Origin of the sequence: Brevundimonas sp. Root1279, assembly GCF_001425945.1 — a bacterium.
In the GTDB taxonomy this organism is placed as follows: Bacteria; Pseudomonadota; Alphaproteobacteria; order Caulobacterales; family Caulobacteraceae; genus Brevundimonas.
In genome coordinates this window covers 155,646-169,053 of the sequence record NZ_LMEB01000007.1, presented here as the reverse complement: position 1 = coordinate 169,053, position 13,408 = coordinate 155,646, and the positions used below count along the sequence as shown (strand labels likewise).

The window sequence follows — 13,408 nt, the reverse complement described above, 5'->3', positions numbered from 1 at the left end:
CAAACACTGACCTGACAGAGACCCGGACCCTCCCATGGCCGACATCCTGACCCCCGCCCTCGGCGAATCCGTCACTGAAGCCACCATCGGCAAGTGGACCAAGAAGGCCGGCGACCCGGTGAAGAAGGACGAGGTCCTGGTCGAGCTGGAGACCGACAAGGTCTCGCTGGAAGTCGTGGCCCCGGCCGACGGCGTGCTGGCCGAGATCAAGTTCGCCGACGGCGAGACCGTGACCCCGGGCGCCGTCCTGGGCGTGGTGTCGGAAGGCGCCGCCGCCGCGGCTGCGCCGGCCGCCGCCCCGGCCGCCAAGGCTGAAGCCGCGCCAGCTCCCGCCGCTGCGCCTGCCGCGGCCCCCGAAGCCGCTTCCGCCGCCGCTTCCGGCGGCGCCGTCGCCATCAACGTTCCGACCATGGGCGAGAGCGTCGCCGAGGGCTCGATGGGGACCTGGCTGAAGAAGTCGGGCGACACGGTCGTCAAGGACGAACTGCTGGTCGAGATCGAGACCGACAAGGTGGCCGTCGAAGTGTCGGCTCCGGCCGCCGGCGTGCTGACCATCCTCGCCGACGCCGGCGACAGCGTGACCCCGGGCCAGCAGATCGGCAGCATTGCAGCCTCGGGCGCCGCCGCCGCTCCCGCGCCGGCCGCCGCCCCGGCCAACGCCGGCTCCGCCCAGGTGTCGGCGGACGCGCCGCACCTGTCGCCCGCCGTGCAGCGCGTGGTTACCGAGAACGCCCTCGATCCGAAGGCGATCGCCGCCACCGGTCCGAAGGGCAACATCACCAAGGGCGACGCCCTGGCGGCCATCAACGCCGCCCCTGCTGCTGCCCCGGCCGCCGCGCCGAAGGCCGCCGCCCCGGCCGCCCCGCGCGCCGACCAGCCGCGCGAAGAGCGGGTGAAGATGACGCGCCTGCGTCAGACCATCGCCCGCCGGCTGAAGGAATCGCAGAACACCGCCGCCCAGCTGACCACCTTCAACGAGGTGGACATGACCAACGTCATGGCCCTGCGCGCCCAGTACAAAGAGGTGTTCGAGAAGCGCCACGGCGTGAAGCTCGGCTTCATGAGCTTCTTCACCAAGGCCGTGGTCCAGGCCCTGCACGAGATTCCGGCGGTCAACGCCGAGATCGACGGCACCGACATCATCTACAAGAACCACTACGACATCGGCGTCGCCGTCGGCACCGACAAGGGCCTGGTCGTGCCGGTGCTGCGCGACGCGGACACGCTGACCCTGGCCGGCATCGAGAAGGGCATCGGCGCCCTGGGCAAGGCCGCCCGCGACGGCGCCCTGACCCTGGACCAGCTGCAGGGCGGCACCTTCACCATCACCAACGGCGGCACCTACGGCTCGCTGATGTCGACGCCGATCCTGAACTCGCCGCAGTCGGGCATCCTGGGCATGCACAACATCGTGCAGCGCCCGATGGCCGTGAACGGCGAAGTCCTGATCCGCCCGATGATGTACCTGGCGCTGAGCTACGACCACCGCATCGTCGACGGCAAGGAAGCCGTGACCTTCCTGGTGCGCGTCAAGGAACTGCTGGAAGACCCGGCGCGCGCGCTACTGGATCTCTGATCCTCGGCGGGTCTCTGGGGCGCGGCTTCGACCTGTGCGAAGCTGCGCCGTATGAGCCTGCGCGAGATCACTCGCCCGTTCGAGCCCTCGACAGAAGCGCCCGGGCGTCGGCGATCTGGCCTGTTATGGGCGGGCGTGTACCTCTTGCTGGACAAGCCGGCCTACTCCTGACGCGGGGTGGTTGGTCCAACGGTTTTACCAAGGCTGCGGCGGGGGTGTCCGGGACGGTAATCGTCACTACTTGAGCGTGATGACCATGACCGAAATCGCCCGCTTCGCAGATGTCTATGAGGCCGAGATCGCGGCGGCCCGCCTGCGTGCGGACGGCTTTGACCCGGTGCTGGGCGGCGCAGAGCACGTGAAAGCCAATCCCTTGGTGCTGCAGGCGCTTGGGGGCGTGAACCTGTCGCTCCCGAACGACCAGGCCGACGCCGGTCGGCGGCTGCTCGAAAGCCTGCGGAGCGGCGCCGAGCGCATCGAGGACGGTGATAGCATCGCGGCGAAGTCCGCGCGCGGGGCGAAGCCGCTTTGGATCCTGGTTGCCGCCGGGCTCGGCATTCTGGCGGTGCTCAAGGGGATCGAGTACCTGCCCACGCCCCCGATCTGGTTGGGGCCTCTGGACTAGTCCGCCTCGCGACCGAGACGGCTCAATACCTCGTCATTGTCCTGGCCTAGCGCCGGCGGCGGCAGGTCATAGCGGATCGGCGTCTTCGACAGCCGGATCGGCGAGGCGACGGTGCGGATGGGCGCGGACAGGTCGGCGCGGGTCTGCTCGATCTCGAGGCCGCGGTGCTTCGCCTGCGGCTCGGCGAAGACCTGGTCGACGGTGTTGACCGGACCGCAGGGCACGCCGGCCGCCTCCAGCGCCGCCATCAGCCTGTGCATTTCGTGGCCCGCGGTCAGGGCCGAGAGCTCGGCGGTCAGGACGGCGCGGTGCTCGATGCGCAAGGCGTTGGTCGCGAAGCGCGGGTCGGCGCCGAGGCCGGGCGCGCCCAGGGCCTGGGCCAGCTGGCGGAACTGGCCGTCGTTGCCGACGGCGATGACCACCATGCCGTCCGTGCACGGGAAGGGCTGGTAGGGAGCCAGGTTGGGGTGGGCGTTGCCCATCCGCGTCGGCGCCTTGCCGGAGACGAAATAGTTGGTCGCCTGGTTGGCCAGCATGGCCGCCTGGACGTCGAACAGGGCGATGTCGATGGCCTGGCCCTCGCCGGTGGCGCGCGCGTGCAGCAGGGCGGCGAGGATGGCGTTGGAGGCGTAGAGGCCGGTGAACAGGTCGACGACGGCTACGCCCACCTTCATCGGCTCGGCCCCGGCCGCGCCGTCGGGCTGGCCGGTGATCGACATCAGTCCGCCCATGGCCTGGATCATGTAGTCGTAGCCGGCGCGGTGGGCGTCCGGCCCGTCCTGGCCGAAGCCGGTGATCGAGCAGTAGACCAGCTTCGGGTTGATCGCGGACAGGGCGGCGTGGTCGAGGCCGTACTTCTTAAGTCCGCCGGTCTTGAAGTTCTCGACCACCACGTCGCAGCTCTTGGCCAGCTCGCGCACGGCGGCGGCGCCCTCCGGCGAGGCGATGTCCAGCTCGACCGACTTCTTGCCCCGGTTGGCGCAGAGGAAATAGGCGGCGTCGCCGCGCGAGCCGTCAGCCTTGGTCGTGAACGGCGGACCCCACAGACGGGTGTCGTCGCCGGCGCCGGGCCGCTCGACCTTGATCACCTCGGCCCCGAGGTCGGCCAACATCTGGGTGGCCCAGGGGCCGGCCAGGACGCGGCTGAGATCGAGGACGCGGACGCCGGAGAGGGGGCCGGAAGGAGGGGCGAGGGTCGAGGGGCGAGGGTCGAGGGAAGAGGTGTTATCGGTCATCGAGCAGGGCCAGCATCCCGCAGCCGGCTGCGTCGGGCGACCTCGCTCGCCCCTCGCCCCTCGACCCTCGCCCCTGTCAAAGACCCGGATCCCACACGCCGGCGTCGCGCATGCGGGTGTCGCGGGCTTCCTCGGCGCGCTTGCCCATGGTGCGGGCGGTGGCCTTGATCTCGTCGGAGACGGTGGACTTGAACACGCCGGGCACGACGGCGTGGCAGAAGGCGCAGGCCGCCAGGCGCAGCAGCTTGAAGCCGAACCGTCCGGAGGCGGCCATGTGCTCCAGATAGGACTCCTCGACCTCGCGCGGATGGTCGACGAACAGGCGTTTCAGCGTGCGGCTCATGGTCCCCTGAATAGCTTGCCTCGGGCGCTCCCACTACCCGGCGCCGCCATTTTGGCCTAAACCGCCCGCCAGAACAGGGGGCGCCCGTCACCAATGCGTGACGAGCCCAAGAGCCCCCGGAGAAGCTCAGGGAAGACGACCGATGGCCGACGGCTCCACCGCTCCGCACAAGACCTTCAAGTGGGAGGACCCGCTGGATCTCGACGGACGGCTGACCGACGAGGAGCGGATGATCCAGGAGGCGGCCCGCGGCTATGCCCGCGAGAAGCTGCTGCCGCGCATCGTCGCCGCCTTCCGTGACGAGACCTTCGACCGCGCCATCATGACCGAGATGGGCGAGATGGGCTTCCTCGGCGCCACCCTGCCCGAGCAATACGGCGGCGCGGGCGTCAGCCACGTGGCCTACGGCCTGATCGCGCGCGAGATCGAGGCGGTAGACAGCGGCTATCGCTCGGCGATGTCGGTGCAGAGCTCGCTGGCCATGTACCCGATCTACGCCTTCGGTTCGGAGGAGCAGAAGATGCGCTTCCTCCCGAAGATGGCCGCGGGCGAACTGGTCGGCTGCTTCGGCCTGACCGAGGCCGACGGCGGCTCGGATCCGGCCTCGATGAAGACGAAGGCCGACAAGGTCGACGGCGGCTACAAGCTGAACGGCGCCAAATACTGGATCACCAACAGCCCGATCGCCGACCTGGCCATCGTCTGGGCCAAGCTGGACGGCGAGATTCGCGGCTTCATCGTCGAGCGCGGCTTCGACGGCTTCACCACGGACAAGATCGGCGACAAGCTGTCCCTGCGCGCCTCGATCACCGGCGACATCGGCCTGAACGACGTCTTCGTGCCGGAAGAGAACCTGCTGCCGGGCGTGAAGGGCCTGCGCGGGCCGTTCTCCTGCCTTAACAAGGCCCGCTACGGCATCAGCTGGGGCGCCATGGGGGCCGCCGAGGCCTGCTTCCACCTGACCCGCGACTACGTCGGCGAGCGCATGCTGTTCGGCCGCCCGCTGTCGTCGCGCCAGCTGGTGCAGAAGAAGCTGGCCGACATGCAGACCGAGATCTTCCTCGGCTTCGAGGGCGCGCTGGCCCTGGGCCGTCGCCTCGACGCCGGCGACTGGGTCCCGGAAGCCATTTCGATGATGAAGCGCAACAACTGCGGCAAGGCCCTGGCCATCGCCCGCGAGGCCCGCGACATGCACGGCGGCGCCGGCATCACCGGCGAGATGCACGTCATGCGCCACGCCATGAACCTCGAGACGGTCAACACTTACGAGGGCGCCCACGACGTCCACGCCCTGATCCTGGGCCGGGCGATCACCGGCCAGAGCGCCTTCTGATGAGCGACGCCACCGCAGCGGCGGAGCCGACGGCCCCGCAGGGGCGGCTGGTGGGGCGGGTCATCGCCATGCCGGCGGACACCAACCCCGAGGGCGACATCTTCGGCGGCTGGCTGCTGGCCCACATGGACCTGGCCGGCGCCACCCCGGCCTTCGAGTTGGCCCAGGGCCGCTGCGCCACGGTCGCGCTCGACGCCATGGTCTTCCACCAGCCGGTCTCGGTCGGCGACGAGGTCTCCCTGTTCGCCACCGTGCTCAAGACCGGCCGCACCTCGGTGCGCGTTCATGTCGAAGCCTGGAAGCGCAGCCGCAATGCGCCCAGCCCGGAGGTCGTCCGGGTGACCGAGGGCGTCTTCACCTATGTCGCCATCGGGCCGGACAAGAAGCCGCGGATGCTGCCCGGCCAGGGCTGAAGGCCGACCGCCTCCATTAACCCACCGCGACACTGGGAAATCTTGACGTTCCGGCCCTCGCCGCCTACGTCCCGGCCATGGCCATCCGTCGCATCCTGACCGTCGATAACGCTGCCGATACGGCGGTGCTGAAGCAGATCTCCAAGCCCGTCGAAGGCGGAGTGACCGACGAACTGCGCGGTCTGATGGATGACATGCTGGAGACCATGTACGCCGCGCCGGGCATCGGCCTGGCCGCGGTGCAGATCGGCGATGTCCGCCGGGTCATCGTCATGGACCTGGGCGACAAGCCGGGCGCGGACGAAGAGGCCGAGGGCGAGGAAGCCGAGGCCGCGCGTCGCAACCCGCGCTATTTCGTGAATCCCGAGATCCTGTGGTCCTCGGACGAGCTGTTCCAATACGAGGAAGGCTGCCTGTCGGTGCCCGACGTGTTCGACGCCGTCGAGCGGCCGGCCCGGGTCCGCATCGGCTACCTGAACTACGCCGGCGAGAAGGTCGAGGAAGAGGTCGACGGCCTCTACGCCGTCTGCATCCAGCATGAGATGGACCACCTCGAGGGCGTCCTGTTCATCGACCATCTTTCGCGCCTGCGCCGCGACCGGGCCATCGCCAAGGTCAAGAAGAACGCGAGGTTGGCTGCCTGATGGCCCGGATCAAGCGCCGCCGCGATCGCATCGTCGACACCCGCGGGCGTCGCCGGATGACGCGCAACGAAAAGGTCGGCGTGGCCAGCGTCGTCACCCTGCTGGGCATGGCGGCGGTCGGCGTGGTCGCCGGCCTGCTGCTGGACCGTCTGCTCGATTTCGATGACGCGCTCGACGCGGGCGGCGAGTGGGACGAGGGCGGCGGCGTTCATACGCGCTGGTAGTCGGCGGCCGCTTCAACCGCTAAAGCGTCGCCCATGCGCATCGCCTTCATGGGAACCCCCGAATTCGCCGTCGCCTCGCTGGCCGAGGTGATCGCCTCCGGCCATGAGGTCGTGGCCGTCTATTCCCAGCCGCCGCGGCCCAAGGGCCGGGGCCAGAAGTTGACGCCGTCGCCGGTGCACGCCTTCGCCGAGACCATGGGCCTGCCGGTGTTCACCCCGGAGTCGATGAAGGCCGCCGAGGCGATTGAGACGTTCAGGAGCCTGGACGTCGACGCCGCCTGCGTCGTCGCCTACGGCCAGATCCTCAAGACCGAGGTGCTGGAGGCGCCCCGTCTCGGCTGTTTCAACCTGCACGGCTCCCTGCTGCCCCGCTGGCGCGGCGCCGCCCCGATCCAGCGCGCCATCATGGCCGGCGACGACCATACCGGCGTGCAGATCATGCGCATGAGCGAGGGCCTCGACGAGGGCGCCATCCTGCTGTCCGAGCGAATGGACATCCGCCCCGACGACACCGCCGCGAGCCTGGGCGAGCGCATGTCGCACATCGGCGCCAGCCTGTGGCCGCGGGCTCTGGCGGCGATCGAGCGCGGCGCGGTCGAGGGCACGCCCCAGACCGGCGAACCGACCTACGCCAAGAAGATCACCCCGGCCGAGGCGCGCATCGACTGGTCGCGCCCCGCCGCCGAGATCGACGCCCACATCCGGGGCCTGTCGCCCTTCCCGGGCGCCTGGTTCGAAGCCCCCTCGGCCGAGGGACCGGTGCGCATCAAGTCGCTGATGTCGCGGGTAGCGGACGGGGTGGGCGCGGCGGGCGAGGTGCTGGACGACCAACTGACCGTGGCTTGTGGCGATGGCGCGGTGCGCCTCGTGACCGTGCAGCGTCCGGGCAAGGCGGCCCAGCCGGCGGAGGAGATGCTGCGCGGGTTCCCGATCGCCGCCGGCGTGAAGCTGGGCTGATGCCGCGCTACCGGCTGACGCTCGAATACGACGGCTCGGGCTACAACGGCTTCCAGGCCCAGGCCGGGCAGCCGACGGTGCAGGGCGCGGTCGAGACGGCGATCACCGCTTTCTGCGGCCAGACGGTGCGCATCGCCGCCGCGGGCCGCACTGACACCGGCGTCCACGCCACCGGCCAGGTGATCAGTGTCGACCTCGAAAAGGCCTGGCCCGCCAAGACGGTGATGAACGCGCTGAACGCCCACATGGTCGAGGAGGCGGTGTCCGTGCTGGACTGCGCCGAGGTGGATGCGGAGTGGCACGCGCGCTTCTCGGCGACCGGGCGCAGCTATCTGTACCGCATCCTCAACCGCCCGGGCCGGCCGGCCCTGGACCGCGGCCGGGTCTGGCACGTCAAAAAGCCGCTGGACGCCGAGGCCATGCACGAGGCCGCCCAGAGCCTGGTCGGGCTGCATGACTTCACGACCTTCCGCGACGTCGGCTGCCAGTCGAAGTCGCCGGAGAAGACGCTCGACGTGGCCCAGGTCAGCCGCGTCGGCGACGAGGTGCACCTGGTGTTCGAGGCGCGCAGCTTCCTGCACAGGCAAGTGCGCTCAATGACCGGCACCTTGGCCGAGGTCGGGCAGGGCCGCTGGGCCGTCGGGGACGTGGCCGAGGCCCTGGCGGCGCGCAACCGCGCGCGCTGCGGCCCGGTGGCGCCGTCGGACGGCCTGTATCTGACGGGCGTGCGCTACTAGTTCTTGGCGTCTTCCGCGGCGCCGGCGACGGCCGATCCGACGGCGGAGACGTCACGGCCGACGCCGGCGACGGTGTTGCAGGCCGAGACCGCCAGGGCGGCGGCTACGAGGGCGAGGGCGGCGATCTTGCGCATGGGTAGGTCCAGGAGTTCGATTGAAGCTTGGCCGTGAAACGCCAAGCGTGGCCGTGGGGTTGCATGGCCAAGGCGGGAGGCGTCTGCTAACCCGCGACCATGACCCAGCCGCTCAATACCGCCGCCCGTCGCCTTGTCGAGACCCTGGTCATGAATGGGATCGACCGTGTCTTCTGCGTCCCGGGCGAGAGCTATCTCGCCGTGCTCGACGCCCTGGCCGATGTCCGCGACAAGATCCAGGTCATCGCCTGCCGCCACGAGGCCGGCGCCGCCAACATGGCGGAGGCCTATGGCAAGCTGACCGGCAAGCCGGGGGTCTGCATGGTCACCCGTGGGCCCGGAGCGACCCACGCCTCGATCGGGGTGCACACGGCGCACCAGGACTCCACCCCTATGATCCTGTTCGTCGGCCAGATCGCCCTGACCGACCGCGGCCGCGGGGCCTTCCAGGAGGTCGACTATCGCGAGGTCTTCGGGGGCCTGGCCAAGTGGGCGACCGAGATCGAGAGCCCGGAGCGCACGGTCGAGGTGGTGGAGCGCGCCTTCGCCACCGCTCTGCAGGGGCGGATGGGCCCGGTGGTCATCGCCCTGCCGGAGGACATCCTGCACGAGGAGGGCGGCCCCGCGCCGCTGAAGCCGGTGGTCCCCGCCCGGGCGGCGCTGGACCCGGCCTTCGCCGAGGCTGTGCGCGAACGCCTGTCCAAGGCGGAGCGCCCGCTGCTGGTGCTGGGGGGCTCGGGCTGGAGCGACGAGGCGACGACCGCCATCGGCGACTGGGCCGAGCGGCTCGGTCTGCCGGTCGCCCTGTCCTTCCGCCGCAAGGACCTGATCTCCAACGACCGGCCCAGCTACGCCGGCGACTTGGGCCTCGGTCCCAATCCGAAGCTGATCGCCCGGGTAAAGGACGCCGACCTGGTCATCGCCGTCGGCGCCCGCCTCGGCGAGAATCCGACCCAGGGCTATACCCTCTTCACCCGCGAGCAGACCGCGGCCAAGCTGGTTCACATCCATCCCGGCGCCGAGGAGCTGGGCCGGGTCTGGACACCGCTGCTGAGCGCCACCGCCGACAACTCCCTGGCCGCCCTGGCCCTGTCGACGATCGAGCCGGGCCGGACCTGGCATGACCAGGCGGCGGCCGCCCACGCCGACTACGAGGCCTTCATACAGCCGGTCGAAGTCACCGGCGCGGTGAACATGAGCGAGGTCATCCGCCACCTCGGCGAGGTCCTGCCGGCCGACGCCATCCTGACCAATGGCGCGGGCAATTTCGCCGCCTGGCTGCACCGCTTCCATCGCCACATGGCCCGCCGCACCCAGCTGGCCCCGACCTCGGGCGCCATGGGCTACGGCTATCCGGCGGCCATCGCGGCCAAGTCGGCGGCGCCCGAGCGCGAGGTGATCTGCATCGCCGGCGACGGCGACTACCTGATGACCGGCCAGGAGATCGCCACCGCCGTCCAGTACGGCATCAACGCCATCGTGGTGGTCGTCGACAACGGCACCTACGGCACCATCCGCATGCACCAGGAAACCCACTATCCGGGCGCGCCGCGGACCATCGCCACCGACCTGAAGAACCCCGATTTCGTCAAATACGCCGAGGCCTTCGGGGCTTTCGGCGTGCGCTGTGAGCGGACCGAGGACTTCCCGGCGGCTCTTGAGGCGGCGCGGAACGCGGGCCGCCCGGCGCTCGTTCACCTGCTCACCTCGGCCGAGGACATCGCGCCCAACCGCACGATCACCGGCCTTCGAAGCCGCTAGCCCGGAGCCGCCATGCGCCGTCTCGCCGTTGTCGCCGCCGCCCTCAGTGTCGCCGCCTGCGCCACGCCCGCGCCCTCCGGGCCCGACGTTCCGCCGCCGATGGCCCAGAACGGCAACGACTGCGCGGTGATCGCGGCGGTGGCCAAGGAGCACTACCGCTTCAACAGCACCGACAACGTCGCTCCGCCGCTGTGGCTGGACGCCGAGGACACGACCTGGTCGCCGAACTGCGACTGGGCCCGCTACGGCGTCAGCTTCCCCTCGACCTACGACCCGGACCGGCCCCACCAGCCCGGCGAGCGGGTGCAGTGGGTGTCGTTCAAGCGCCCGCGCTATGACGGCCAGGGGGCCCTGGTCGACGCCGGCATCCTGCACGGGCCGCTGGCCGGCATGGGCGTCGAATGCCGCGTCCGCTCCGGCTTCGCGGGCTGGACGGTCACCGAGTGCAAGAACACCTGGATCTCCTAGATCAGGGGCGGTGACGGGGGCCGCGACCGCCCCTATGTTCCGCCCATGACCGACAGCACCGCCGACACCGCCGACCGCCCCCTCACCCAGGACGGCCCCGCGCTGCGGCTGTGGATGATCGACGCCTCGGCCTACATCTTCCGCGCCTACCACGCCCTGCCGCCGTTGACCCGCAAGTCGGACGGTCTGCCCGTCGGGGCGGTGCAGGGGTACTGCAACATGCTGTGGAAGCTGATCCGGGACCTGAAGGGGGCGGACGGGCCGACGCATCTGGTGGCGATCTTCGATCATTCGGAGAAGACGTTCCGGAACGATCTGTACGACCAGTACAAGGCGCATCGGCCGCCGGCGCCGGAGGATCTGGTTCCGCAGTTTCCGCTGGTCCGCGAGGCCACGGCGGCGTTCGGGGTGCATTGCCTGGAGCTGCCCGGCTATGAGGCCGACGACCTGATCGCGACCTATGCCTGCAAGGCCCGGGACGCAGGCGGGGAGGCGGTCATCGTCTCGTCCGACAAGGACCTGATGCAGCTGATCGGCGGCGGCGTGGTCATGTGGGACCCGATGAAGGACCGCAAGCTGGCCGAGGAAGCCGTCTACGAGAAGTTCGGCGTCGGCCCCGAGAAGATGGTCGACCTGCAGGCCCTGATCGGCGACAGCGTCGACAACGTCCCCGGCGCCCCCGGCATCGGCCCCAAGACGGCGGCCCAGCTGCTCGACGAATACGGCGACCTCGACACCCTGCTGGCCCGCGCGGGCGAGATCAAACAGCCCAAGCGCCGCGAGACCCTGATCAATTTCGCCGACCAGATCCGCCTCAGCCGCGAACTGGTGCGCCTGACCTGCGACGCCCCGGCCCCCGAGGCCATCGACGACTTCGCCGTCCGCGACCCCGACCCGGAAGTCCTCGGCGCCTTCCTCGACAAGATGGAGTTCCGCGGGCTGCGCGCCCGCGTCGGCGACGGCAAGGCCCCGGCCAAGGACGGCTCGGCCTTCGCCGCCCGGCCCAAGCCGCTGAGCGCGCCCGTCGTCACGCCCCGCTACGCCCCCCAGTCCGTCACGCCCAACGGCGACCACAGCTTCGACCTGGAGCGGTATGTCTGTGTACAGACGATCGAGGCGCTCGACGCCTGGATCGCCAAGGCGACCGCGGCCGGCGTGGTTGGGTTCGACGTCGAGACCGACGCGCTCAGCGCCACCCATGCGGGGCTGTGCGGCGTCTCCCTGGCGATCGGGCCGAACGAGGCCTGCTATGTGCCGCTGACGCATGAGCATCCGCCCGTCGAGGGCTCCGGCGGCTTCGACTTCGGCGACGCGCCCGCGGACACCCGCGAGGCCATCGCCCAGATCGACAAGGCGACCGCCCTGGCCCGGCTCAAGACCCTGCTGGAGGATCCGTCGGTCCTCAAGGTCGGGCAGAACATCAAGTACGACCTCGCGGTCATGGCCAAGCGGGGCGTCGTGGTGGCGCCGTATGACGACACCATGCTGATCAGCTACGTGCTGGAGGGCGGGCTGCACGGGCATGGGATGGACGAGCTGGCCCGGCTGCACCTGGGGCACGAGCCGATCCCGTTCAAACAGGTGGCGGGCACGGGCAAGGCGCAGAAATCCTTCCGCCACGTCGAGCTCAAGCACGCCACCTGCTACGCCGCCGAGGACGCCGACGTCACCCTGCGGCTGTGGCGCATCCTCAAGCCGCGCCTGGCCGAGCAGGGCCTGGCCACGGTCTATGAGACCCTCGAGCGCGGCATGCCCGCCACCCTGGCCGGCATGGAGCGGATCGGCATCCGCGTCGACCCCGCCCGCCTGCGCCGGCTCTCCTCGGAGTTCGGCATGCGCATGGCCGAGCTGGAGACCCAGGCCCACCAGCTGGCCGGCCGCCCCTTCAACGTCGGCTCGCCGCGCCAGATCGGCGACATCCTGTTCGGCGAGCTGAACATGACCGGCGGCAAGAAGACCGCCTCGGGCCAGTGGGAGACCGGCGCCGCCACCCTCGAGGCACTGGCCCAGACGCACGAACTGCCGCGCGTCCTGCTGGACTGGCGCCAGCTCTCCAAGCTCAAGGGCACCTACACCGACGCCCTGATCGAGGCCATGGACGCCCAGACCGACCGCGTCCACACCTCCTACCAGCTGGCCGCCGCCACCACCGGCCGCCTGGCCAGCTCCGACCCCAACCTGCAGAACATCCCGATCCGCACCGAGACCGGCCGCCAGATCCGCCAGGCCTTCATCGCCGGCCCGGGCAACGTCCTGATCAGCGCCGACTACAGCCAGATCGAGCTGCGCCTGCTGGCCCACATCGGCGACATCCCCGAGCTGAAGCGCGCCTTCAAGGCCGGGCTCGACATCCACGCGGCCACGGCGAGCGAGATGTTCAACGTGCCGTTGGAGCAGATGGACGCGGAGACGCGTCGGCGCGCCAAGGCGATCAATTTCGGCATCGTCTACGGCATCAGCGCCTTCGGCCTGGCCGCCCAGCTGGGCATCGACCAGGGCGAGGCCGGGGCCTACATCAAGACCTATTTCGAGCGCTTCCCCGGCATCCGGTCCTACATGGACGCCACCAAGGCCGAGGTCCGCGAGCGCGGCCACGTCTCCACCGTCTTCGGCCGCCGCATCCACATCCCGGCCATCCATTCCAAGTCCGGCGCCGAGCGCCAGTTCGGCGAACGCGCCGCCATCAACGCCCCCATCCAGGGCGCCGCCGCCGACATCATCCGCCGCGCCATGATCCGCATGCCCGGCGAACTGGCGGCCGCCGGCCTGTCAGAGGTGAAGATGCTGCTGCAGGTGCACGACGAACTGGTGTTCGAGGCGCCGGCTGAGCTCGCTGATCAGGCCATCGCCGTGATCAAGCGGGTGATGGAGGGGGCGGCCCTGCCGGCCGTCGCGCTGTCGGTGCCGCTGGTGGTCGATGCGCGGGCGGCGGGGAACTGGGACGAGGCGCATTAGGGG

Annotated in this window: 14 protein-coding genes; 11 read left to right on the top strand and 3 right to left on the bottom strand. The window is 70.3% G+C overall.

Going from position 1 to position 13,408, the window contains the following annotated elements; genetic code table 11:
* Positions 1-34: 34 nt before the first annotated feature.
* Both odhB and ASC65_RS11530 read left to right on the top strand, forming a co-directional pair.
* Entirely contained in the window at positions 35-1,576 is a 1,542-nt protein-coding gene (gene odhB / locus ASC65_RS11535; RefSeq protein WP_056453185.1) for a 2-oxoglutarate dehydrogenase complex dihydrolipoyllysine-residue succinyltransferase, read from the top strand.
* Positions 1,577-1,832: 256 nt separating this feature from the next.
* Complete coding sequence (locus tag ASC65_RS11530) at positions 1,833-2,201, top strand: hypothetical protein (RefSeq protein ID WP_156459645.1); 369 nt, start codon at positions 1,833-1,835, stop codon at positions 2,199-2,201.
* Here ASC65_RS11530 and ASC65_RS11525 read toward each other — a convergent pair.
* Together ASC65_RS11525 and ASC65_RS11520 are read right to left on the bottom strand one after the other, a co-directional pair.
* Positions 2,198-3,436 (bottom strand): CaiB/BaiF CoA transferase family protein, encoded by a 1,239-nt coding sequence (locus ASC65_RS11525; RefSeq protein WP_056453176.1) that lies wholly within the window; start codon positions 3,434-3,436, stop codon positions 2,198-2,200. The genes ASC65_RS11530 and ASC65_RS11525 overlap by 4 nt on opposite strands.
* Before the next feature lie 76 nt (positions 3,437-3,512).
* Complete coding sequence (locus ASC65_RS11520) at positions 3,513-3,779, bottom strand: DUF6356 family protein (RefSeq protein WP_056453175.1); 267 nt, start codon at positions 3,777-3,779, stop codon at positions 3,513-3,515.
* A gap of 142 nt (positions 3,780-3,921) precedes the next feature.
* Here ASC65_RS11520 and ASC65_RS11515 point away from each other — a divergent pair, with 142 nt between their 5' ends.
* The 6 genes from ASC65_RS11515 to truA all read left to right on the top strand — a co-directional run bounded on the left by ASC65_RS11515 (position 3,922) and on the right by truA (position 8,087).
* Entirely contained in the window at positions 3,922-5,112 is a 1,191-nt protein-coding gene (locus ASC65_RS11515) for an acyl-CoA dehydrogenase (RefSeq protein WP_056453174.1), read from the top strand.
* Positions 5,112-5,525 carry an acyl-CoA thioesterase gene (locus ASC65_RS11510; RefSeq protein WP_056453173.1) on the top strand — a complete coding sequence of 138 codons (414 nt, stop codon included), beginning with the start codon at positions 5,112-5,114 and terminating at the stop codon, positions 5,523-5,525. The genes ASC65_RS11515 and ASC65_RS11510 overlap by 1 nt, the downstream gene beginning before the upstream one ends.
* 77 nt (positions 5,526-5,602) lie before the next feature.
* Positions 5,603-6,169, top strand: a complete 567-nt coding sequence (def, locus tag ASC65_RS11505; protein ID WP_056453170.1) for a peptide deformylase — start codon at positions 5,603-5,605, stop codon at positions 6,167-6,169.
* A complete protein-coding gene (locus ASC65_RS11500) occupies positions 6,169-6,393 on the top strand; it encodes a hypothetical protein (protein ID WP_056453168.1) in 225 nt (74 codons plus the stop codon). Before def ends, ASC65_RS11500 begins: the two co-directional genes overlap by 1 nt.
* 33 nt (positions 6,394-6,426) lie before the next feature.
* On the top strand, positions 6,427-7,350 hold the full coding sequence (fmt, locus tag ASC65_RS11495) for a methionyl-tRNA formyltransferase (protein ID WP_056453165.1): 924 nt from the start codon (positions 6,427-6,429) through the stop codon (positions 7,348-7,350).
* A complete protein-coding gene (gene truA / locus ASC65_RS11490) occupies positions 7,350-8,087 on the top strand; it encodes a tRNA pseudouridine(38-40) synthase TruA (RefSeq protein WP_056453162.1) in 738 nt (245 codons plus the stop codon). Before fmt ends, truA begins: the two co-directional genes overlap by 1 nt.
* Here the strand turns inward: truA and ASC65_RS11485 are convergent.
* The gene (locus ASC65_RS11485; RefSeq protein WP_056453159.1) at positions 8,084-8,221 is read right to left on the bottom strand and encodes an entericidin A/B family lipoprotein; all 138 of its coding nucleotides are present in this window, start codon (positions 8,219-8,221) and stop codon (positions 8,084-8,086) included. The two genes, truA and ASC65_RS11485, sit on opposite strands and share 4 nt — an antisense overlap.
* A gap of 99 nt (positions 8,222-8,320) precedes the next feature.
* Between ASC65_RS11485 and ASC65_RS11480 the strand changes: the two genes are divergently transcribed.
* From ASC65_RS11480 to polA, 3 genes are read left to right on the top strand one after another with little or no spacing between them, the layout of a single operon-like run.
* Positions 8,321-9,982, top strand: a complete 1,662-nt coding sequence (locus tag ASC65_RS11480) for a thiamine pyrophosphate-binding protein (protein ID WP_056453156.1) — start codon at positions 8,321-8,323, stop codon at positions 9,980-9,982.
* A 12-nt stretch (positions 9,983-9,994) separates the two neighbouring features.
* The gene (locus tag ASC65_RS11475; protein ID WP_056453155.1) at positions 9,995-10,450 is read left to right on the top strand and encodes a hypothetical protein; all 456 of its coding nucleotides are present in this window, start codon (positions 9,995-9,997) and stop codon (positions 10,448-10,450) included.
* Positions 10,451-10,495: 45 nt separating this feature from the next.
* Entirely contained in the window at positions 10,496-13,405 is a 2,910-nt protein-coding gene (polA, locus tag ASC65_RS11470; RefSeq protein ID WP_056453152.1) for a DNA polymerase I, read from the top strand.
* The last annotated feature ends 3 nt before the right edge of the window (positions 13,406-13,408 follow it).

Coding starts and splice junctions, on each gene's coding strand:
- odhB (WP_056453185.1), top strand. CDS start 35: ATGGCCGACATCCTGACCCCCGCCCTCGGCGAATCCGTCACTGAAGCC.
- ASC65_RS11530 (WP_156459645.1), top strand. CDS start 1,833: ATGACCGAAATCGCCCGCTTCGCAGATGTCTATGAGGCCGAGATCGCG.
- ASC65_RS11525 (WP_056453176.1), bottom strand. CDS start 3,436: ATGACCGATAACACCTCTTCCCTCGACCCTCGCCCCTCGACCCTCGCC.
- ASC65_RS11520 (WP_056453175.1), bottom strand. CDS start 3,779: ATGAGCCGCACGCTGAAACGCCTGTTCGTCGACCATCCGCGCGAGGTC.
- ASC65_RS11515 (WP_056453174.1), top strand. CDS start 3,922: ATGGCCGACGGCTCCACCGCTCCGCACAAGACCTTCAAGTGGGAGGAC.
- ASC65_RS11510 (WP_056453173.1), top strand. CDS start 5,112: ATGAGCGACGCCACCGCAGCGGCGGAGCCGACGGCCCCGCAGGGGCGG.
- def (WP_056453170.1), top strand. CDS start 5,603: ATGGCCATCCGTCGCATCCTGACCGTCGATAACGCTGCCGATACGGCG.
- ASC65_RS11500 (WP_056453168.1), top strand. CDS start 6,169: ATGGCCCGGATCAAGCGCCGCCGCGATCGCATCGTCGACACCCGCGGG.
- fmt (WP_056453165.1), top strand. CDS start 6,427: ATGCGCATCGCCTTCATGGGAACCCCCGAATTCGCCGTCGCCTCGCTG.
- truA (WP_056453162.1), top strand. CDS start 7,350: ATGCCGCGCTACCGGCTGACGCTCGAATACGACGGCTCGGGCTACAAC.
- ASC65_RS11485 (WP_056453159.1), bottom strand. CDS start 8,221: ATGCGCAAGATCGCCGCCCTCGCCCTCGTAGCCGCCGCCCTGGCGGTC.
- ASC65_RS11480 (WP_056453156.1), top strand. CDS start 8,321: ATGACCCAGCCGCTCAATACCGCCGCCCGTCGCCTTGTCGAGACCCTG.
- ASC65_RS11475 (WP_056453155.1), top strand. CDS start 9,995: ATGCGCCGTCTCGCCGTTGTCGCCGCCGCCCTCAGTGTCGCCGCCTGC.
- polA (WP_056453152.1), top strand. CDS start 10,496: ATGACCGACAGCACCGCCGACACCGCCGACCGCCCCCTCACCCAGGAC.